The 22321-nt window shown below is 45.7% G+C and carries 15 protein-coding genes; 10 read left to right on the top strand and 5 right to left on the bottom strand.

Features of this window, described 5'->3' with window-relative positions:
- The first annotated feature begins 62 nt into the window (after nt 1-62).
- Genes B3297_RS23515 through B3297_RS23505 form a run of 3 tightly spaced genes read left to right on the top strand, consistent with a single transcriptional unit; the run spans nt 63 to nt 8065 of the window.
- A complete protein-coding gene (locus B3297_RS23515) occupies nt 63-5462 on the top strand; it encodes a translocation/assembly module TamB domain-containing protein (protein ID WP_070568174.1) in 5400 nt (1799 codons plus the stop codon).
- Nucleotides 5428-7758 carry a BamA/TamA family outer membrane protein gene (locus B3297_RS23510; RefSeq protein ID WP_070568177.1) on the top strand — a complete coding sequence of 777 codons (2331 nt, stop codon included), beginning with the start codon at nt 5428-5430 and terminating at the stop codon, nt 7756-7758. Before B3297_RS23515 ends, B3297_RS23510 begins: the two co-directional genes overlap by 35 nt.
- A 43-nt stretch (nt 7759-7801) precedes the next feature.
- Nucleotides 7802-8065, top strand: coding sequence for a SemiSWEET transporter (locus B3297_RS23505; protein ID WP_070568180.1), 264 nt, complete (start codon nt 7802-7804; stop codon nt 8063-8065).
- Nucleotides 8066-8117: 52 nt separating this feature from the next.
- On the opposite strand, the gene B3297_RS23500 is transcribed toward B3297_RS23505, so the two are convergent.
- Both B3297_RS23500 and B3297_RS23495 read right to left on the bottom strand, forming a co-directional pair.
- Nucleotides 8118-8303, bottom strand: a complete 186-nt coding sequence (locus B3297_RS23500; RefSeq protein WP_046675215.1) for a CsbD family protein — start codon at nt 8301-8303, stop codon at nt 8118-8120.
- A 96-nt stretch (nt 8304-8399) separates the two neighbouring features.
- On the bottom strand, nt 8400-9383 hold the full coding sequence (locus B3297_RS23495; protein ID WP_070568183.1) for a YihY/virulence factor BrkB family protein: 984 nt from the start codon (nt 9381-9383) through the stop codon (nt 8400-8402).
- 273 nt (nt 9384-9656) lie between these two features.
- Between B3297_RS23495 and B3297_RS23490 the strand changes: the two genes are divergently transcribed.
- The 7 genes from B3297_RS23490 (at nt 9657) to B3297_RS23460 (ending at nt 20713) form a co-directional block, all read left to right on the top strand.
- Nucleotides 9657-10112, top strand: coding sequence for a PA2169 family four-helix-bundle protein (locus B3297_RS23490; RefSeq protein ID WP_070568185.1), 456 nt, complete (start codon nt 9657-9659; stop codon nt 10110-10112).
- Nucleotides 10113-10251: 139 nt separating this feature from the next.
- On the top strand, nt 10252-10866 hold the full coding sequence (locus tag B3297_RS23485; protein WP_286779599.1) for an RNA polymerase sigma factor: 615 nt from the start codon (nt 10252-10254) through the stop codon (nt 10864-10866).
- A gap of 73 nt (nt 10867-10939) precedes the next feature.
- The gene (locus B3297_RS23480) at nt 10940-12037 is read left to right on the top strand and encodes a FecR family protein (RefSeq protein WP_286779598.1); all 1098 of its coding nucleotides are present in this window, start codon (nt 10940-10942) and stop codon (nt 12035-12037) included.
- Between the two features lie 53 nt (nt 12038-12090).
- A complete protein-coding gene (locus B3297_RS23475; RefSeq protein ID WP_286779597.1) occupies nt 12091-15300 on the top strand; it encodes a SusC/RagA family TonB-linked outer membrane protein in 3210 nt (1069 codons plus the stop codon).
- Between the two features lie 18 nt (nt 15301-15318).
- Nucleotides 15319-16698 (top strand): RagB/SusD family nutrient uptake outer membrane protein, encoded by a 1380-nt coding sequence (locus tag B3297_RS23470; RefSeq protein ID WP_286779596.1) that lies wholly within the window; start codon nt 15319-15321, stop codon nt 16696-16698.
- Nucleotides 16699-16710: 12 nt separating this feature from the next.
- Nucleotides 16711-17844, top strand: a complete 1134-nt coding sequence (locus B3297_RS23465; RefSeq protein ID WP_286779595.1) for a TlpA disulfide reductase family protein — start codon at nt 16711-16713, stop codon at nt 17842-17844.
- 22 nt (nt 17845-17866) lie between these two features.
- A complete protein-coding gene (locus B3297_RS23460) occupies nt 17867-20713 on the top strand; it encodes a M16 family metallopeptidase (protein ID WP_286779594.1) in 2847 nt (948 codons plus the stop codon).
- A 182-nt stretch (nt 20714-20895) separates the two neighbouring features.
- Here the strand turns inward: B3297_RS23460 and B3297_RS23455 are convergent, their stop codons facing one another.
- From B3297_RS23455 to B3297_RS23445, 3 genes are read right to left on the bottom strand one after another with little or no spacing between them, the layout of a single operon-like run.
- Complete coding sequence (locus B3297_RS23455; protein ID WP_286779593.1) at nt 20896-21291, bottom strand: hypothetical protein; 396 nt, start codon at nt 21289-21291, stop codon at nt 20896-20898.
- A 56-nt stretch (nt 21292-21347) separates the two neighbouring features.
- On the bottom strand, nt 21348-21962 hold the full coding sequence (locus B3297_RS23450; protein ID WP_286779592.1) for a CHAP domain-containing protein: 615 nt from the start codon (nt 21960-21962) through the stop codon (nt 21348-21350).
- A complete protein-coding gene (locus tag B3297_RS23445) occupies nt 21881-22267 on the bottom strand; it encodes a hypothetical protein (protein WP_286779591.1) in 387 nt (128 codons plus the stop codon). Before B3297_RS23445 ends, B3297_RS23450 begins: the two co-directional genes overlap by 82 nt.
- Nucleotides 22268-22321: the final 54 nt, after the last annotated feature.

The raw sequence follows: 22321 nt of genomic DNA, 5'->3' as shown, positions 1-22321 counted from the left end.
ACGATATCCAAACCATTTGCAGTTCTGTGTTGTTATATCTGTAAACTTAAATCAACAACACCTTGAACAGATTTACACGAATTGCTTTAAAAACAATACTGTGGATTATTGGCGGCATCATTGCGCTTTTTATGCTGATCCTTTTTTTATTGCGCCTGCCCAGTATACAGAATTATATCGCCGGAAAAGTAACGCATTATGTCGAAGGCAAGATCGGCACACCCGTTAGCATTGGCTACATTAATATTGATTTCCCCAAAAAATTGGTCCTCGAAAACATCTACCTCGAAGACCAAAGTAAGGATACCCTGGTTGCGGGAAAAAGCATTGCCGTCGATATCAATATGCTCAAGCTTTTGAAAAATACGGTAGAGATCCAAAGCCTGGAAGCCCGCGGAATTACCGCCAAAATACGACGTACTCTTCCCGACAGCGCCTTCAACTTTGATTATATCGTTAAGGCCTTTGCTTCTGAAAAAGAAAGTGAACCTACTGCTGACACCACTTCTGCCCTGCTGTTTAACCTCGATAAAATACAGTTTGAAAAAATACATGTGGTTTATGCCGATGCTGTGATTGGTACCAGTGCCGACGTCTATCTCGGTCGTTTAAATACCAACATAAAGAAATTTGACCTGACCAAAAACATGGCCTTTGAGCTACCTAAAATCAATATCGACGGACTAAATGCCACGGTCAAGCAGTGGAAGCCCGCCATAGAAGGCGCAGGACCATCGGTAGAAGATTTTGGTATCACCGATAAAACGGCACAAACGACTTCGCTCCTTCCTGACGTGGGTATACAGGTGGCCGACCTCAATAATATTTTGGTGCGCTATGAGGACCAGTCAAGCGCACTGAAGTCGCAGTTTATCCTAAAAAAATTCCATGCCGACATCAATAAGATCGATCTGAACAAACAGGTTGTCGACATCAATAAGCTCGATCTCGACGGCTCGGACAACAATGTCCTGCTGGGAAAAATTCAACAGGCTGCTGCCAAGGTGACAAAAACCAATGCAGTGACAGCGCAAGCAGACGCTGCAACAACCAACGCAAAAAACAAGGAAGCAAAAACTGAGAAATCGAACCCCCAGGCAGAAAAGAACGACATTGCAAAAACAGATACCAGTTCGGCCACAAAAATGAATTGGGTCGTCTCAGCCAAAGACATCATCATCAACAATACCAGTATCCGTTTTAAAGACGACAATCAGCCGCGCATCAAAGGTTTCGATTATTTTAATATCCAAATGCCCGGTCTTAAAACCAGGTTAACCGATCTGTACTACAGCGCCGACTCCATGAGCGGATCATTGAAAGAACTCGTGGCAGCCGACCACTCCGGCTTTGTCATCAAGCAACTAAAGGCCGATTTTAATTATACCAATACCGGTGCCGAAATCAAAAATCTCTATGCGGAAACACCACGCACGCTGATTCGCGATTACGTTAAGCTAAGTTATCCTTCCCTGGATATCATCGCTAAAAGACCAGAACTGATCACGGTCAATGCAAACATCACAAAAAGCCATATTGATATGCGCGATATCCGATTTCTCGCGCCCTTTCTGGACACCATGCAGGTGATGAAGCCCCTATTGGACAAGAAATTTTATATCGACACCCGCGTGACCGGCCGTGTCGATGACCTGTATATTCCGAATATCGACTTCAGGACACTTTCCAATACCCGATTGATTGCCAGCCTGCATCTGAAAGGACTACCCGATATGAATAAATTGTCGGTAGACCTCAACCTGAAAAAACTGACGACAGGCCGTTCGGATATCGAAAAACTGGTTTCCAAATCGATGCTGCCTGCCGGAATCGAATTACCCAATACCATCGGTCTGAGCGGAACTTTTAAAGGTGGAATGACTGCCTTCAATACGAAACTTGCATTGGTAACCGAAAAAGGCACTGCCAAAGTCGATGGAACGGTCCAAATGACCAAGCGCGATACCTTATACGATGCGGCAGTCAACGTTCGTGACCTCAATATTGGTCAAATCATGAAAATGGACAGTACCCTGGGCATCCTTTCGTTCGAAGGAAAAATTAAAGGCAAGGGTACCGATCCTAAAAAACTGGTGGCCAATTTTGACGGTAAAGTGAACCGGCTGGATGCCATGGGCTACCGTTACCATGATATCGACATGGATATATCGGCCGATAAGGGTGCGATGAAGGCATCCATTCTAAGTCCCGATCCGAATATCAAACTTAAGCTGAATGCCAGCGCCAATATGAAATCGACTTATCCCAAGGTAGCATTCGAACTGCTGGTCGACAGCATCAACTTGCAAAAGTTACACCTGATGCAGGATGCGCTTAGCTACCGGGGCAAACTGAGCGGTAACTTCAGCACGGCAGATCCGAACTTTTTGAATGGTGAAGCGCATATTACCAATTCGTTGATACGATATAACTCCGATCGTTACGCACTGGATACTGTTTCACTCTTGGCCAAGGCCGATACCAGCCGCAATCAGCTGGTGCTGCGTTCTGATTTTCTGAATGCCCACCTGGTCGGCAAATACAAAATTCTGGAGCTGCAAAGTGCCGTCCAAGATTTGCTTCAGGTTTATTACAAACCCGAAAAGCCGGTCAAGATTCCGGCCTACTCACCGCAGATCATCGAATTTTCGGCACAGCTGAGCCGCAATAGACTGATTCAAGATTTTCTGCCACAGCTGACAGAAATGAAAGCCATTACCCTGGACGGTCTCTTTAACAGTACATCCAAAAACCTCTCGGCCAAACTGGATGCCCCACGCATTGTGTATGCGGGTACGGCGATTGACAATGTAACCCTGGATATCAACAGTCTGGATAGCGCCCTCTATTATTCGGCCTTAATCAACAAAGTTAAAATGAGCAGCATTGAGCTGACCAATACGGTTTTCAGTGGTAAGGTTGCTCAGAACATCGTCAACATGGGGCTTTGGATCAAGGATAAACAGGATAAAGAACAGTACCACCTGGGGGCCAACATGGAGGCCAAAAATGGCCTATTTGAATTCAGCCTGCTGCAGGACGGCCTCATGCTCAACTACGATAAGTGGGATGTGGCGCCCAACAACACCTTAAAATTTGGCAGCGCAGGACTGCTGGCGAACAATTTTGTCCTCAGCAACAAGGGACAGGAACTGCGCATCGCTTCCAAGGACAGCATCCTGAACTCACCGCTTGATGTGGCGTTTAAAAATTTCCGTATCGAGACACTGAGCAAGATGGTCATGAGTGACAGCCTGGATGTCGGCGGCGGCATCAACGGACAAACCACGCTCTCCCGCTTGGAAAGCAGTCCTGTTTTTGTTGCCGATCTTGTCGTCGACAAGTTTTACTTCGGAAAAGATACCGTGGGCAATATCAATATCAAAGTCAATAATGAACGCGAAAACACCTACAATGCCAACGTAAGCATTACCGAAAACGGAAATAACCTCGTCCTGAGCGGAGACTTTATCAATCCACCGCAAGGCGATGCAGCGCTTGACTTCACCCTGGATATTGCGCCACTGACAATGAAGACGGTACAGGCTTTCAGCATGGGGAATCTCAAAGATTCCAAGGGCAACGTCGAAGGGCAACTAAAAATAGCAGGCTCTCCTTCCAAACCACAGATCCGGGGTGATCTCAATTTCAGAGACGCTGAATTCAATGTTGCCATGCTCAATGCCCTGTTTAAAGCAAAAGATGAACAGATCCGTTTTGACCAAAATGGTATTTCGTTTCCCAAATTTGAACTCGAAGACAGCAAAGGCAATTTTGCCCAGGTCAGCGGTTCTATCAAGACACAGACCTACACCGATTTTGAATTTGACCTCGGCATCGCCATGGACAATTTTGAAGTCCTAAATTCCACTCAAGCAGACAACGATCTATTTTATGGAAAAATGTTTCTGGGTACCGATCTGCAGATCGGTGGAAATCTAGACAAACCTGTTGTGGACGGTACCATCAAAGTACTTGACAGTACCGATTTTACCATGGTAATGCCCAACAATGATCCCGGTATGGCCGATCGGAAGGGTGTAGTCGAATTTGTAGACAAACGCGATACGGCAACCGCAAATGCCCTTGCCCGATTAGATTCCATGACCGTCACCAAACTGACGGGCATAGATGTCGACCTGAACCTGCAGACCGATAAGGATGCCAAGTTTAAGATTCTGCTTGATGCAGGCTCGCAGGATGCCCTAAACATTCAGGGCGAGGCCGAATTAAATGCGGGCGTAGATGCCAGCGGTAAAATAACCATGTCGGGCACTTTTACCGTGGAGCGGGGAAGTTATTCGTTCAGCTTTGGTCCCGTCAGCAGAGACTTCAAATTTCAGAAAGGAAGTACAATTACCTGGAATGGCGATCCATTGGACGCGCAGTTGAATATTACGGCAGTATATACCTTAAAAGCCCCTACGCTAGAACTGGTAGCGCCACAGCTTGGCACGCAGAACGCAAACTTGTATAAGCAAAAGATACCTTTCGACGTGCTGCTGAAAATTTCAGACCAACTGTTTCAGCCACAGCTCAATTTTGATATCGACCTGAATGCCAACAATGCCATCGTATCGCAGGATGTGATCAGTAAGGTAGACAATGCACTGACCACCTTACGTGATAATCCTTCCGACCTCAATAAACAAGTCTTTTCACTGATTGTGTTGGGGCGCTTTATGTCGGCCAATCCATTTGAAAGCCTTTCCGGTGGCGGAGGTACAGAGGCACTGGTACGAAATAGCGTCAGTTCGTTTTTGAGTTCGCAGCTCAACCGCCTGGCCTCCGATTTAATTACGGGAGTTGAACTTGATTTCAACCTGACCTCAGCAGACGATTACAGCACTGGAACTGCCCAGACGCGTACCGACCTGAACATCGGGGTGTCCAAAATGCTGCTCAACGACCGACTGAAAGTAAATATCGGATCCAATTTTGAAGTAGAGGGAAATTCACGACCAGGAGAAACTGCCAATAATATTGCCGGTGATATACAGCTGGATTATCAGCTTTCCCAAGATGGGCGCTACTTTGCGCGATTCTACCGCAAAAACCAATACCAGGTCACTTTGCAAGGACAGTTTGTTGAAACCGGTATCGGTTTTATCATTACTATGGATTACAACCGATTTAAGGAGATCTTTATGCGCTCCAAAAAACTCAAGGAATATTACAATACGGGCAGCAAGAAGTTTAGGAAACGTTTTGATGTCGAGCGTATGGAACAGGATTCGGCTTATCGGGACAGCGTCCGCACCGTCATCCGCGACAGCCTGATGCTCCATAGCCCCGAATACCGCAAACGCATGGAAGAACAGGAAAAAGAACAGCAGCGCCGCCAGCAGGTGGACAGCACGGCAAACAGCGCAGGGAAAAAGAGTACGCCGAAGCAGTTAGATACGATCAAAACCACAGCAATTAAAAATGAAGACGAGGAAAGGGCTTACCATGCAAATTAAACTACAGGGGCTGATTGGCCTATTTATAATAAGCGGCATCATTGCGGCCTGTTCGTCGACCAAAAACCTGCCCGAAGGCGAGAGCCTTTACGTGAAAGGAAACGTGAACATCGCATCCGATACCATTTCGAAGAAAAACAAGGAGAAACTGGCGACCTACCTAGCCGAATCGCTGCGCCCCAAACCCAATAAGCGGGTGCTGGGCATGCCCTATAAGCTTTATTTTAACAATATGGCGGGCGATACCGCCAACAGCAACTTTATAAAACGTTTCCTCAAAAAAATTGGCGAGGAACCTGTACTACTGAGCGATGTAAACCGGGAGTACAATGAAAATCTGCTGCGCAACCGGCTGGAGAATATCGGATTTTTCAATGCCGAAGTCACCTCCGATACCACAGTTGAAAATAAAAAAGCAACGGTAGACTATACCGCTAAGCCCAATCTGATCTACCGCATTAAATCAGTCACCTTTGATGTGGACAGTACGACCCAACTCGGCCGCGATATCCAGGGGACTTCCGGCGAGAGCCTGCTACGGCCAAACAACAACTATAGCCTGGATGTGGTACTCAATGAACGGGACCGGATAGACAATGTCCTTAAAAATAAGGGCTACTATTATTTTAGCCCCGACTATATCCTGGTACAGGTAGACAGCACCATCGGGGATCATAAAGTCAACCTCTATGTGACCGTAAAAAAGGAAACGCCCGAACAGGCAAGAACTGCGTCCAAAATCAATAAGATATATATTTTCCCAAACTATACCGAAACCGGAGCTGGCTACCAGCAGTCACCGCGGCATGCCGAACTATTTGACAGCAGTTATTATTTTATTGACCCAAATCATACCTTCCGCAAACCAGTAATTGCCAATCATATCTTTTTCAAGGAGGGCGATCTGTATAACCGCGATGCCCACAACCGGACCATCAGCCACTTGGTGAATCTCAACAGCTGGAAATTTGTCAAAAATAACTTTGTGGACAGCAAGGAAGTACCCAATGCGCTGGATGTATACTATTACCTCACTCCCCTGCCGAAGAAATCCATCCGTGTAGAACTGCTGGGAAAAATGGCTTCCGTCTACAACGGGACCGAAGTGAATGTCAACTGGACTCTTCGGAATGCCTTTAAGGGCGCCGAGAAGCTCAATATCAACGTATTTGGTGGTTACGAAATACAAACGGGTGGTAATGCCGATCTGAACTCCAGCTATTTCCGCTACGGTACCGAGGCAACCTTGACCTTCCCGAGGATACTGACACCATTTGGCACCATTAATCCTTCCCGTCAATATATTCCGAATACCTATATCAAGGCACGCTATGAATTTTTAAACCGGCGCAAAGCCTATACGCTCAATTCGATGGCGCTGAGCTACGGTTATACCTGGCAAGAGAACGAAGAGAAACAGCATGATCTGGCGCTGATGGAAATCACCTATGTACAGCCGAGAGGTATTTCGGAAAGCTACAAGATGCAGATGGATACCATTCCGGCGCTGCGGCATGTAATTGATCCCCAATTCACAATTGGGCCCAATTATAACTTCACCTTTCAGAATACCATGAAAAAGCACCTGCGCAATACGTTTTATTTCAAGGGAAACCTGGACCTTTCGGGCAATATTCTGGGACTGATCAAAGGTGCAGACTTTAATAAGGGCAAGACTTTTAAACTTTTTGACGCCTACTTCTCGCAGTATATCAAAGCCAGTGTGGATGGCAGGCATTATTTCAAGCTCAGCGAAAATTCACAGATCGCATCACGGGTGAGTATAGGGATGAGCTACTCCTATGGCAATTCGCGTTCCCTGCCCTATCTTAAGCAATATTATGTGGGCGGACCAAATAGTATCCGTGCCTTTGGCGCACGTGCGATCGGACCGGGTACAGTAGCTCCGGAAAGGCTGGGCAATGGACTTTTCTATGCCGATCAGACAGGCGATATCAAGCTGGAGCTGAATACCGAATACCGGGCAAAAATTGCTGGTCCTGTCCATTGGGCCGCCTTTATCGATGCTGGGAATGTATGGCTGCAGCGGGACGATGAGACCAAGCCAGGCGGTAAATTCAGCAAGGATTTCCTGCAGGAACTAGCCGTCGGCGGCGGCTTGGGATTACGGTTTGATTTTACCTTTCTGATCCTGCGTACCGACTTTTCCATCCCGTTCCGTATCCCCTATTTACCGAAGGGCGAGCGTTGGGTATTTAAGGATATCGACTTTGGAAGTTCAAGATGGCGAAAAGATAATCTGATGTTTAATCTTGCGATCGGTTATCCATTTTGATCTAGTCATGTCAACGTAATGATCACATAAAACCGAAGTCCTTATGATCAATGAAAACTTTCTGGGTATTATTGCGGGTATCCTCACATCTATTTCTATGCTGCCGCAGCTCATCAAAGTGCTAAAGGAAAAGAATGTGGATGACCTTTCTCCGGTTATGCTACTAACATTAATCATAGGACTTTCCCTATGGGTATGGTACGGCATAATGAAAAGCGAAGTACCGATTATCTATTCAAATAGCTTTGCTGTTCTCGTGAACCTTTGCCTGCTGATCAGTTATTTGATTTATAGAAAAAAGACCTAAAAAAAAGGCGGATAACATTGCTGCTATCCGCCTTTAACACGAAAACACTATTCTACAAACCGTTCAACCAACTATTCACCTCATCTTGTGTTTTACCTGTTTTCTTTTGAAGTTTACCTACTAACTCATCTTCCTTGCCTTCTGCATATAGTAAATCATCATCTGTAAGATCCGCATATTGCTGTTTTACTTTACCTTTAATTTCGTTCCAACGACCTTTCCATGTTAATTCGCTCATAATAATTTTCCTTTCGTTTTTTATTAATAGAACAGCCTGCAGCTGGAATCGTTTAAAAAAAATGTTATCAAATGTTAAAAAATATTTACGGTGATTTTACTCCGTTTTATCAATGGTCGTTTCTTCTTCATCGAGCGGCGCCGGCGGGATTTTATCGACATTGCGTTCGATTTCCTGTGTCTCTACATGGACCGCAAATTCAGAAGGTTCGATCGGAATAGCCATTTCTGTCGCGTACTCCCGCGTGAAAATAGCTCCAAAATAAAGAATTGCCGCGGTGTAATACACCCAGAGCAAAATAAGCACAAAAGAACCTGCTGCTCCATAAGTATCCTGTGTTGCCGAACGTTCTAAATAGATTCCGATCAAGTAACGGCCAATCACAAAAAGAATGGCTGTAAATAGAGCTCCGGCGCGAACAGTCTTCCATTGAATGTTGACATCGGGTAAAGTCTTAAAGATCACGCTAAAGAGGATCACAATGACCACAAAGGAACTGACAAAATTGATGAGATTCATGAGCACCACAGTAATATCGGGAAAGTAGCGCTGCAGCTGACCTGTCAAGGCCAGGATCACACCATTTATAATTAACGTAACCACCAATAAAAAACCCAGACCAATAACGAGCGACGACGACAGCAACCGGTCCTGGATTAACTTCAGCCAGCCCTTTTTTGGTTTTGGGCGCACATGCCAGATCTTGTTGATGGAGTTTTGCATATCGCCAAAAACCGTGGTTGCCCCAAGGATCAAGGTCACCAAACTGATCACCAATGCCATATTGGATTTGCCGGATAACTGGAGGTTTTGAATGACCTCTTCAATCTGTTTGGCGGCACTATTGCCTACCAAGCCATTCAGTTCGGTAAAAACCTTACCCTGAATAGCATCGGCCCCATAAAATATGCCGGCCAGTGCGATCATTAAAACTAGTATGGGGCCGATGGAAAAAACGGTATAGTACGACAGTGAAGCACTATATTTCATGGAGTCTTCATTTATAAATCCCGATACGGTATTTTTAAGTATCGTCCAATACGTTTGCAGCTTGTTTGTATTTTTCTTTTTTACATCCATTTCGTTCTTGTTTTTTGAGGAATTATTTTTTTAAAAGTTGTTATCGTTTTAAAAAAAGAAACTCCTTAAAGAGCCATAAGGTTTGTTTTTAAAAAAAATTAGGCCTAATCTGTACTCATCTGCTCTTACCCTTAAACGGGTCACAGACGCTATTAACCAACCTAAACACCCTAAAAATCAAGCTGTAAGACAAATATTATTATCATAAAAGAAATAAAGCTAAACTATTGATTAATCTAAGTTGTTCCTCCTAAAAACAACTATTAAGAGCATATGAAAAGTAATCAGAATGACCCCAATATTTTAAATGACCTTATTAAAATCAATAATGACCGCATCGAAGGATACGAGCTGGCTATTGATCTGGCCAACGAGCAGGGCGAAGGTGCCCGGGAAGCTGTGTTCAGAAAGATGATCGGGCAGTCTGAAAAGTTTATTGCCGAACTCAGTCCACTGGTTGAGCTTGCTGGCCAATACGCGACTGACCGGACCAAATTAAGCGGTGAGCTTTTTCGGCTGTGGATGGTGATCAAATCAAAATTATCGGGCGGTAATATGCAAGATTTACTGGAGCATTGTGAACGGGGCGAGACGGCTTTCCGTGAGGTTTACAACAAGGCGCTGGCAGAGGAAAATAAGCTCTCCATAGGAGCCAAAAACCTGATCCAGATTCAGCTGAGCCAGCAGCGGGAAGCCCACGAAAATATTAAAATCCTGCGCGACATCTAATCGATATCCGTTATAACTTAACGTTAGGTACAACGTTAAATAGGTCTCTGACTTACATGCAGAGACCTATACTGAAGTTCCTTGGGAATAAGACCGGTGACAAAATCCATATTGCAAATAATCAAAAATTTATCTAAGTTTGTCGGCACCTACTACAAATGCCGTGAATCTTAAAAATGAGATCGAATCTAAATACATCCTTCAGCGTCTAGAGCAGGGTGACAGGCAGGTGTTCGACCTTGTTTTTAAATCCTATTGGGATCCCCTACTCATCTACCTGTCCAAACTGGTGAAAGACCAGACCGATGCAGAAGATCTCTTGCAGAATATTTTCGTCAATCTCTGGAACAAAACTCAATCGTCCGAAATACAGGATATCCACGGCTGGTTATATGGGGCTGCCCGCAAGAGCGCTCTTTTCTATCACCGGACACAAGGCAACCAAAAAAAGCTGATTGCGTCTATTTTGGAATATATCGACGTAACCGGATTTTCTTTGAGCGAACAGCAGCAAGGTAAAGAGCTCCAGCAGATTATTGATCGTGAAATTGAACGGCTCCCAGCAAAAATGAAAGAGGTATTTCTATTGAGCCGACAGGAACAACTTAGTTATAAGGAAATTGCAGAACGTCTGGACATCTCTGACCAAACGGTCAAAAAACAGATCAGCAACGCACTGAACATTCTGAGAAACAACCTCAAGAAACAGGGGCTCTATTCGCTACTGCTCCTCCTTCTCATCGACTTAAAATAAATTTCATTATTTTTTAATGTTTATCTACCACCAAATACGTTTTGGTGCAACTATACTATAAACAATGGCGCCCATGGAACCGAACAACATTGCAAAAATCTTATTGAAGTACGAACTCGGTATCAGTTCAGCGGAAGAAAACCAGCTGATAGAATCGTGGTACGAAGCGCAGCAAGCTGTGGAATGGGAACTGGATAGCGCCACAAAGGAAGATCGTAAAAATGCCATACTCCTTCAAATCCAACAGCAGCTTGATGCAAAGCCAGCCTCGCGCAGGCCATTGTACCAAAGGGCCGCTTGGATCAGCGCTGCAGCTGCCGTCCTGCTGATTGCTTTTGCTTTACTTTTTATCCCGCGTGGACAATCGCATCACGATACCCTAGCCGCGATAGATCAATTCAAACCCGGACAAGAAAAGGCCATCCTGAAATTGGAAGACGGGTCAAGCATCGCACTCAAAGGAGGCAAATCGGGTGTTAAAATCGTCAACGGAACAGCCGTCTATTTAGATGGATCCCCTATCAGCGCTATGGAATTGCAATCGCGCAAATTAACCGTTGAAGTTCCCAAAGGGGGGCAATATCAGGTCAACCTGCCCGATGGCAGTAAAGTATGGCTGAATGCTGCTTCGACAATCAGCTATCCAATGCAATTTGCTGACGACAAACGGGAAGTCTTGTTAACAGGAGAAGCTTATTTTGAAGTAAGCAAAAACCCACATAAACCCTTTATCGTGAAATCCAGAAACCAGGAAGTGAAGGTATTGGGCACCATATTCAACATCAACAGTTATTACAACCGCGAGTTTGTGGAAACTACGCTGCTTGAAGGTTCGGTCGATGTAAATCAACGCCTGCTTGTACCTGGACAGCGATCGCTCATCTCCAAGACATCGATCCAGATTCTACCGGCCAATATCGAAGCAGCGACGGCCTGGAAGAAAGGATATTTCCTATTTGACAACGAACGGCTCGATGCGATTTTGGCTACACTTTCAAGATGGTACAATGTAGACTTTGAATACGAAGACTCAGCTACCAAACAGCTTGTCTTTTGGGGATCTATCGACAAAAATCAATCATTGACCAAAACGCTTACCTTTTTGGAAAGCACCGGTCAATTAAACTTTAACTATCGTGACGGCAAAATAGTTGTCCAAAAAAATAAATAACGAAGCCTTTTTAATACAGAAATCTAAACATATTAACCTAAATCACAGACCCGATGAATCGTCTAAAAAACTTGCTCTTGGTCACGTCGCTTCTTGCTGGTAGCACAGTCGTTGGTCAACAGCTCAATTATCAGGGCAAACCAACACTCAAAGAACTTTTTTCAACCATCCGACAACAGACAGGCTATAACATCATTGCCTCTGGCAATCAGATAAACCTTAATACCGTCGTTAAAGTTCAGGCAAAGGATAAGGCTTTGCGTGATGTTCTTGAAGAAGCCTTTAAGGATTTACCGTTCACTTTTAAAATCGTTGGAAAAGAGATCACCATTCTTCCACGGGAGAAAAGCGGCCAACAGCATCAAAAACAACAGCAACCTGCCAAACAGCTTTTTGTGGACGGCACCGTAAGGGACAAATCCGGCCCCGTAGAATTGGTAACCGTTTACAACAAAAGCAACGACAAAGTCACTTTCACCAATGATAAAGGCGCTTTTAAAATCGAGCGGACCAGCCATACGGATACCTTAGTATTCAGTTCCGTTGGTTACGAAGAAAGGCAGCTTGCTGTGTCAACTAGCCAAAACACCGTTGCCATGCAACTGTTGCAGACGCAGAACCTGCTTGATGAAGTCAGCGTACTGTCGTATGGGCAAGAGGTATCCAAACGGCTCAATACAGGCTCTACTTCTAGCGTCACTGCAGCCACCATTGAGAAAACACCAACAGCAGACCCGCTCATTGCACTCCAAAACCGGGTTCCCGGTATGATGATCAATACCTTAAACGGCCTTCCCGGCATACAGACTCAGGTGCAAATACGGGGTATTAATACCGTCAACCAGGATGGTGAAGCGCGACAACCCTTGTACATTGTTGATGGTATTCCTTTTAATAGCAGTTCACTCGCCTATATCGGTGCGAATGGCCTCACCTCCTCCTATTTAGGTGAAAGCCCTTTTAAAAGTATCGACCCCAGCACGATTGCCAGCATTGAAGTACTTAAAGATGCTGATGCTACTGCGATCTATGGTGCCCGGGGTGCCAATGGTGTGATCCTGATCACCACCAAACGCGGTAAGGCAGGTCGCCCCACCATTAGTGCTGATTATTACCATAGTTTTGGTTCTATCGCTAACTATGTAAAAATGCTCAATACCGCCCAATATCTGGAGATGCGTCGTGAAGCTGCAAATAACGATGGTATTGAGCTTACGCCCAATGATTACCCTGACCTGCTGAAATGGAGCCAAACGGAAGATCACGACTGGCAAAAAGAATATTTTGGCAATGTCGCCCATACGTCCAATGCTGAATTATCCTTATCGGGTGGATCATCGGGATTCAACTACCTCCTTGGCGGTGGCTTTAGGCGTGAAAACACTGTATATCAAAAGAAAAATGGTCTTACCGTCGGCAACTTCCGAAGCAACCTCGACTACCACAGTAAAGACGGCAAATTTAAAGCTTCCCTTTCGGCGAGCTATGCAACGGATAAAAACGAAGTCATCCCACTATCGTTTACCAACTTTCAGACCCTGCCTCCAAATTTCTCCCTTTACGATGCTGATGGAGATTTAAATTGGACGATAGATAACCCTATTGCTGCGCTGGAGCGTACAGTTGAAAATAGAACTAAAAATTTAATCAGCAATATCGCGCTGAGCTATGAGTTGTTACCTAATCTTGTGGCCAAAATCAATACCGGTTATACGCGCATGAAAATGGACCAGCTCGCCATCAATCCACGGAGATCATTCAGGCCGTCCGAAAACATCTTAGGCAACAACACTTTTACCAAGGCCAGCGCAGCTACCTTTAATTTTGAGCCTCAGCTGAATTATGATCTGATCGTGGGGCGCAGTTCATTTCGTGCCCTTCTCGGGGGTACTTATATCCATCGCGGTAACTCAGCAATTACCACAAGTGGAAACGGCTATACAGACGATAGTCAGATTAGGGACATCCATGCCGCACCAATCATCAATATTGAACCTAAGGACACTCAGTACCGTTTCCTTTCGGGATTTGCCCGCGTGGGATGGACGTTTGACCAAAAATATGTCATCAATGCAACTGTCAGACGTGACGGCTCTTCCCGTTTTGGTCCAGGGAAAAAATATGGTAACTTTTGGTCTGTCGGTACAGCGTGGATCCTCAGCGAAGAGAACTGGTTAAAGGATAATCAGTTTGGCTTGAGTTTTGCCAAATTGCGCGGCAGCTACGGTCTGACGGGTAATGATAATATTGGCGACTACTCCTATTTCGTGAATTACGAACGTATATTCGACAATTACCAAGGGCAGGGCTATCTTCCCAAGAACCCATTCAATGCAAATTATCAGTGGGAAGTCAACAAAAAGCTTGACCTTGCTGCTGAAATGGGCTTCTTGAAAGACCGCATCATCTTTGAAGCAAACTATTACCGCAATCGGTCGGGCAATCAATTAGTTGGCTACGGATTACCTACACAGGTGGGTTTTAGTTCGGTCAACCAAAACCTGGATGCCAATGTACAGAATAGCGGCTGGGAATTTAGCCTGCAGACCACACCGATCAACACCTTGGCCTTCACCTGGAAGACCAACTTTACCATGAGCATCAACCGCAACAAACTCCTGTCTTATCCCAATCTTGCAAGCTCCTCCAACAGCCTCACCTATCAGATCGGTAAACCATTAAATCTGATCTGGGGGTATGAATATCTAGGAATCAACGCTGCAGATGGGCAACCGCAATTCCGCGATGTGAATGGCGACGGTTTTATCAGTTTTCCAGATGACTATGTCCCGTTGGCAAACAATATTCCGACCTTCTTTGGTGGTCTCGGCAACTCGTTCAATTATAAAAACTTTGATCTCGACGTATTTTTTAGTTTCAAAAAGAACAAGCATATCTACAATTATCCATTTACGAGTGCCGGAAGTGTCATCAATGCCCCCGCAATTGTCTTGGACAGATGGCAACATCCGGGTGCGGAAGCTAAATTTCCGGCCTACACCACCAATTCTAGTACCATGTCGGACTACAATTCATCGAGTGCCAATTTTGTGGACGGGTCGTACATCCGCTTAAGCAATATTACCCTAAGCTACTCGGTACCGGGTAAAATGCTTGAGAAGCTAAAACTTAAAAACCTACGCGCCTATGCCACTGGAGCCAATCTACTGACCATCACCAGTTATAAGGGTACCGATCCAGAGACCGGCGTGGATATGCCCATGCTTAGGACATTTACACTGGGGATACGGACTTCATTTTAAACCATTTAGACTACGGACATGAAAACCAACTATATCAAATTATTGAGCTTCCTTTTACCTGTTGCCTTAGGTATGAGCAGTTGCAACAAACTGCTGGAGGTGACGCCAAAATATATCTACACAACGGATCAAATTTATGCGAATGACACCATGGCCGACAGTGTTGTCGTCGGGATGTATGGCCGATTTGCTGCTTATCAAAATGATCTTTCACTGAACACGGGATTATCTTCCGACGAGCTGATACCCGGTATCAATAGCTTTAACCCCGGGTATAGCTTTATGTACAGCTACAACCTCAATCCCTTTTCGGCGCAGACGAATGACTTTTGGGGAAATCTATATTCCATCATTGGGGTTAGCAATGCAATCATTGAAGGCGTTGGGCAATCCAAGGGCATGACGCAAGCTGGCAAGGATGAAGCCATCGGCCAAGCTAAATTTATGCGGGCCCTCAATTACTATTTTTTGGTCAATCTCTATGGCGATGTTCCTTTGGTGCTGACGACTAATTATCCGGAAGAACGGCTCAAACCGCGCGCAGCGGTAGCGGCAGTGTATACGCAGATCATTCAGGATCTGGAAGATGCCAGCCAGCTTTTAGGCTCGGATTATCCGGGCGAGCGCGTGAAGGCCAATAAGTGGGCTGCATTGGCCCTGTTGTCGCGCGTATACCTATTTACCAAAGACTGGACAAAAGCTGAGCAGGCCGCCAGTCAGGTGATCGCACAGTCGCAGTTGTTCCAACTGGGCCATTTTGATCGTGCAGACGGGGGCGAGCCAATGGATATCTTTACCAAAAACAATCCCGAGCAGATATTGCAGCTATGGAACAGTATGGGCGCCTCCATTGGTATCGGCATAAAAGGAGAGTTTGCCAGCTTTGGCGTAACTGAAGATGCAACGGGTCTATTGCCAGCATTTGAGGAGAACGATAAACGAAAAGAAAACTTCGTCCGTTTTGAAGAAACAGTAAACGGCTATCAGATCAACAAATACCGTTCGGACGGCGAAGCCGGATCTGCAAACAATGAGTATACCTCGGTGTTGCGCCTGGGCGAACAATACCTCAACCGTGCCGAGGCACGCCTGGAACTTGGTCTCTCAACGGCTGTTGATGATATCAATATCCTACGCAGGCGTGCGGGACTTACGGATTTATCCAGTGGATTATCTAAATCACAGGCGAGAGCAGCCATCGTGCAGGAGCGTCGCGTTGAACTCTGTTTCGAATGGGGCGACCGTTGGTTTACTCTCAAACGCTTGGGGCTAGCCGATAACGTGATGAAAAAAGCAAAACCGACCACCTGGAAGACGTTTGCCCAACTCTACCCTTTACCGACCGTTGAGCTTCAAAATAACAGAGAATTAACGCAAAATCCGGGATATAACAACTAAACACGATATACAATGAGAATTACGCTATTAGCTTTTGCCTTTCTTTATTCCCTATGCTTCGTCAAGGCGCAGGAAAAAGCAACCTACCAGCTTCAGGGAACGCTTGCGGGCGCACCAAAAAATCACCAGGGAAAACTATTTCTGCAACGCTTTGGCTCCGATCTCCCGCTTGATTCTGCCCGGCTGGAACAAGGCCATTTTCGCTTTAAAGGTACTTCCGAAGGACCTGAAATCGCGAATCTATTTTACATGGATGCTACGGGGGAACGATCGGAAACACTCGATTTCTATTTGCACCCTGGCAAGATAACGATTCGGGCCAAATTCGGTCAACTTAATCAAGCGGAGATAGCGGGCTCAACATTGAATACTGAAGCTAGAAGCTTTGACAAAACGCATCAGACGATATTGGACAGCATCAGTACACTAATGGCTGCCTATTTCGAGGCAGAGAATGCTTTTTCCCAAGATAGTTTTCGCATGGATTCGCCGGCACGGGCTACCATCAACACGATTGACTCGAGCCTCAACAAATGGTCTGCGGCACTACAGAAAGCACAGATCAACTATGTGCAGCAGCATACGGATCATCTACTCAGCCTTTTTAAACTACAGGCACTCCTGAAAGATCCCAGCAATCAGCAACTGGTATCGGAGCTGTTTGACAAACTTACACCATCCCTTCAAGATTCGCCGTTGGGCCAGGAGGTCCGAGAGCAGCTTGCCAATCTTAAAAATCTAAAGGTCGGTGATATCGCACCAGAATTTTTATTAGCGGATACTGCCGGACGTCAGGTGAAGCTGACCGACTTTCGGGGCAAATATGTACTCGTTGATTTCTGGGCCAGTTGGTGTGTACCCTGCCGCGTGGAAAATGAACACGTAGCAAAAGCCTACGATGCTTTTAAAGTTAACGGGTTTGAAGTATTGGGTGTCTCCACAGATTTTGCGCTCAGCAGCTGGAAAAAAGCCGTTTCGGACGATGGTATGACCTGGACCAATGTGGTTGATCCGGATGGTCAGGTGAGCGCAGCATATCATATCAAAAGTATTCCCTCCAATTACCTCTTGGATCCCACAGGGAAAATCATCGGCATCAACCTACGCGGCGACGCCCTTTATGAAACACTAAAAAACATATTCTAATTCGCAATTTTATCACAATTATATGCATTTAAAAAAACTGCTCTACCTTTCCCTGTTAGGTTTTAGTCCGGTGCTTGCCCATAGCAGTAGCACCCCCGGGGCGACGGAAATCGTATGGGCAAAATACGAAGCCGATACCACCGCTTTACCTTTTGACAAAAGCGTCCGTTATGGTAAACTGGCCAATGGACTCACCTATTATATCCGTAAGAATACCGAACCCCAAGAACGTGTTTATATGTATCTGGTCAACAAGGTGGGATCTATCCTGGAGAACGAAAAGCAGCGTGGGCTGGCGCATTTTCTGGAGCATATGGCCTTCAATGGCACGACGCACTATCCCGACAACAGCCTGGTTGACTACCTGCAAAAAAATGGGATCAGCTTTGGTGCCGATATCAACGCGTATACCAGCTTCAACGAAACCGTTTATCAACTGCAGCTGCCGTCCAATGATGGCAAACTTGTTGGCAACGGCTTTCAGATTCTTCAAGACTGGGCACAGGGTATCAGTCTGACCCATCGCGAAATCGACAAAGAGCGTGGCGTGATATTGGAAGAAAAGCGTGCCGGCAAGAGCCTGGGCGAGCGCATCCAGGACAAGACTTTACCTGTCGCGCTCAATCATTCCCTATACGCACAGCGCATTCCAATTGGTACCGAAGAAGTCATTCAACATTTCCCTTATGAGGAAATTGAGCATTTTTATAAAAGCTGGTACCGCCCCAACCTCCAAGCCGTTATTGTCGTCGGTGATATCGATGTCGACCAGACCGAGCGAACGCTGAAAAAACAGTTTTCGTCGCTCAAAAATCCTTTGCAGCCAACAGCTCGAAAAACATACCACATTCCACTGCAGGGCAAAAATCAATTTATGGTGGTGACGGATCCTGAAATTACCGCAACCTCCATTGCGATCAGCATCAAACACCCCGAGCGTAAATTAGAGAACCTCGCCGACTATAAGCACAACCTGATCAAGACCTTGTTTAACACCATGATGGCAGGGCGATATAGTCCATTATTTCGCATAGCGAATCCGCCCTTTTTGAGCGGTGGCGCATCATTGGGTGGCTTTATGGGTGGACTAGATGTATTTCAGATCGAACTCACGGCCAAACCAGGTCGTCTGAAAGAAGGTTTTGACGCTGTATGGCGTGAACTTTTGCGGGCGAAACAGTATGGCTTTACGGCCGCAGAACTGCAACGCGCCAAGGATACCTATATGAACCAAATGGAAAATATGCTCGAAGAAAAGGACAAGATTGCCTCCGAACAATATGTACAGGAATATATTCAGCATTTTCTGAACGGGGTAGCCTCTCCGGGTATCGATCATGAGATGAAACTGACGCGCGAAATGCTTCCGGCGGTCAGCCTTTCGGACATCCAGCAGCTCTTGCAACAGTATCTAACCGATAGCAACCGCGACATCATTATTTCAGCTCCTGAAGGCGATCAGGCAAATGTGCCGAAAGAGGCCGACATCAACAGTTGGATCGCTACGTTGTCTAAAGAGAAACAGACGGCATTTACAGAAGAAACAAGCGATCTGCCACTGCTCAAACGGGAAGCTCAGTCCGGTACGATTGTTAAAGAAGAAAAAGACAGCAGGTTAGGAACCACGACCTTGACGTTGAGCAACGACGTCCGGGTAATCTTAAAACCAACCAACTACCAAAACAATCAGATCACCTTTCAGGGATATTCCTATGGCGGAACATCACTTTACGATGATCGAGATTTTCAGAGCGCGACCAATGCCGTTGGCCTTATTGCTGCCAGCGGGCTGGGCAACTATACTGCCGACCAATTTGAAAAATCATTAGCCGGACGAACGGCCTCGGCATCACCCTTTATCAGTGAGACTGCCCAGGGCGTAAGCGGCTATGCCAACAACAAAGACCTTGAACTTGCCCTGCAAATGATGTACGGGTACTTTACACAACCTCGCCTGGACACCGCTATTGTTGCGGGTATCTTGGCCAATGCCAAAGACGGGCTTAAAGACCGCGACAAGAATGGCGACGCTGTATTCCAAGACTCGGTCATGGCCATCCTGTCGGGCAATAATGTTCGTCGCACGGGTTTAACGATGGAAAAGATCAATCAGATCAATCCTCAGCGTGCTTTGGACATCTACAAAGAACGTTTTGCCAATGCTTCGGGGTTCAATTTTACTTTTGTGGGTAGCTTTGACATTGAAAAAATAAAGCCATTACTTGCTAAATACATTGGTGGACTACCCAACATATCATCCAAGGCACCTGCTTACCGCAATTTAAACATCCACATTCCTGCAGGAAAGATCGAGAAAAAGCTGGCGCTGAGCAAAGAAGACAAAGCGATGGTCTATCTCGTGCTCTCGGGCCCGTATGACTATAGTGAGGCAAATAACATGGCATTGCAGGCCTTTCGGGAAGTATTGGACATCCGCTTGTTGGAAAGATTGCGTGAGGAAGAGGGCGGTGTGTATTCGCCATCTATACAAATGGACTATAGTAAGCTGCCCGATGCACGGTATACGCTTACTGTAGCTTTCAGCTGTTCGGTGGCCAATGCGGACAAACTCGCGAAGTATTCACTTGAAGAAATTGAGCAATTAAAAACAGCAGGGCCTTCTGTTGCCAATCTCGACAAATTCAAAGCGAATGACAAGCTAAACTACGAATCCGCGCTGAAAACAAATGATTTTTGGTCGAACTACCTGTACAGCAATCTGTATAATGGCGATGATATGTACCTTATTTTTGAACGTGCATCGTTACGCGATCAGCTGACCCCAGCGCTAGTTAAAGCTGTTGCTAAACGCTATATCAGTGACCAAAACGTTATTAAGATCGTGCAGCTTCCAGAAGTAAAAAAATAAATACAGAAGGGCTATTGACATCGCATTATTTTCATAAGCACTGAACACAAGAAAGCCGTAAAGAAATATATTCTTTGCGGCTTTCTTGTTTACTGACCAAACCTCCTGATTGACCGAAAAAGGAAATTGTCTATCACTGGAATTTATGGTTGCCCATCTATGATTGCGAGCAACATCATGTTTTAAAAAAAGCTTCGAAATTTCCAAGCCAGTGCAAATGCCACTAACAGCAATCCGATGAGCCAAAGATTGGGGACTACCCATGCACTCCATTTTTCTGTGCTTTGCTGCTGCAGCGTTTTTACGCGGCTAGCGCTGCTGTTTGTAGAAGCCTCCTGTTTATTACTGATCTTTAACTGAGATTCCAGCATGGCAAACTGCCCCTTTTGACCGATCAAACCACTATCGGGGTGAAAGCGAAAACTGCTATCCGTCAAAAAAAGCCAATGCCGCGATTGGCTGTCTCTCTGTCCGCTGTACCAAATATCGAGTTGCTGCTTGTATTTTGACTGCGTTTGTTCTTCCCGCAGAGCTTCTTTCCGCTCGCTTTGATAAAGTTTACAGGAACAAAATAACAAGAAGACTATTAAAAAAACTGACCGCTTGTACATATACCTTACCATATCCCCTCCCCTCAATCCAGCCAATTTGAAAAAGCATAAATAGTAGCCAAAGGACGCCGCTTGCACAACACACGATTGTCCACATTCCCTTCGACGGTCAGTATCCATCTCCCCTCCTTTTTGCGCACAATCCCTACATGGTTGATACGCTGGAGATTGGAGCTATAGATGGCGAAGAGATCTGCCTGGCGGACAGTCCCCTGACTAATCTGCTGTGCCGTATACCGACGCGCCAACGGAAACAGTGCCGGACTCCAGGCATTGCGCGGAGCTGCAAGGCCCGCCTGGCCATAACACCAGGAGACAAAAGCGGCACACCAGGCATGGCCCTTTCCAAGACCAGTATACGCGAGGTATTCTTCGACCCGCTTGCCATCGTTATTACCTGTGGCTTCCTGCACGCCAATCTCCTGTACAGCGATATCGACAATGCGTTCGCGTACACCCGAACTGGCGTAGCGTTTCTCTGATGGGTCATCCACCTGCCCCAGGCCAGGGTTTGTACTTGGAAGCTCAGCATAACTGTCTAAGCTGTTCTGGTCGATTACAGTAGCATCGCCAGCACGGCCAAGAACGAGAACAGCGACAGAAAGAAAACCGAAAAATAAATAATGCATTGTTGCCATGAGGTCAATTGATTAAAGTGAACACTAAATTGCTGACGAAAGAGCTTAAAAGGCTGCCACAGGATCTCCTGTAGCCAGTAGCAGCAGTAGATGATCAATAGGGCCGCCAATACGGCAAAGAACAATACCGAAAGAATACCGATATCCACGACCCCAGCCGTGGGATCTATCGCTTGCAGCAGAAAGCCTGCAGCAATAAAAAATACCATAAGACAGGCCAGACTGATGCCCAGTACCCATCTCCCTGTCAAAGGCCAATAGATATCCTCGATATCCGCGACCAATTGTTGTTGTATTATTTTCATTTGTTTGATTTTAAATTTTACCTAATCGAATCAATTCATTTTAAAAAAAGGAGC

Origin of the sequence: Sphingobacterium sp. UBA3519 (assembly GCF_002377215.1) — a bacterium.
GTDB classification, from domain to species: Bacteria; Bacteroidota; Bacteroidia; order Sphingobacteriales; family Sphingobacteriaceae; genus Sphingobacterium; species Sphingobacterium multivorum.
This window is presented reverse-complemented; position numbering and strand designations above follow the sequence as displayed.

Coding starts and splice junctions, on each gene's coding strand:
- B3297_RS23510 (WP_070568177.1), top strand. CDS start 5,428: ATGAAGACGAGGAAAGGGCTTACCATGCAAATTAAACTACAGGGGCTG.
- B3297_RS23505 (WP_070568180.1), top strand. CDS start 7,802: ATGATCAATGAAAACTTTCTGGGTATTATTGCGGGTATCCTCACATCT.
- B3297_RS23500 (WP_046675215.1), bottom strand. CDS start 8,303: ATGAGCGAATTAACATGGAAAGGTCGTTGGAACGAAATTAAAGGTAAA.
- B3297_RS23495 (WP_070568183.1), bottom strand. CDS start 9,383: ATGGATGTAAAAAAGAAAAATACAAACAAGCTGCAAACGTATTGGACG.
- B3297_RS23490 (WP_070568185.1), top strand. CDS start 9,657: ATGAAAAGTAATCAGAATGACCCCAATATTTTAAATGACCTTATTAAA.
- B3297_RS23480 (WP_286779598.1), top strand. CDS start 10,940: ATGGAACCGAACAACATTGCAAAAATCTTATTGAAGTACGAACTCGGT.
- B3297_RS23475 (WP_286779597.1), top strand. CDS start 12,091: ATGAATCGTCTAAAAAACTTGCTCTTGGTCACGTCGCTTCTTGCTGGT.
- B3297_RS23470 (WP_286779596.1), top strand. CDS start 15,319: ATGAAAACCAACTATATCAAATTATTGAGCTTCCTTTTACCTGTTGCC.
- B3297_RS23465 (WP_286779595.1), top strand. CDS start 16,711: ATGAGAATTACGCTATTAGCTTTTGCCTTTCTTTATTCCCTATGCTTC.
- B3297_RS23460 (WP_286779594.1), top strand. CDS start 17,867: ATGCATTTAAAAAAACTGCTCTACCTTTCCCTGTTAGGTTTTAGTCCG.
- B3297_RS23450 (WP_286779592.1), bottom strand. CDS start 21,962: ATGGCAACAATGCATTATTTATTTTTCGGTTTTCTTTCTGTCGCTGTT.
- B3297_RS23445 (WP_286779591.1), bottom strand. CDS start 22,267: ATGAAAATAATACAACAACAATTGGTCGCGGATATCGAGGATATCTAT.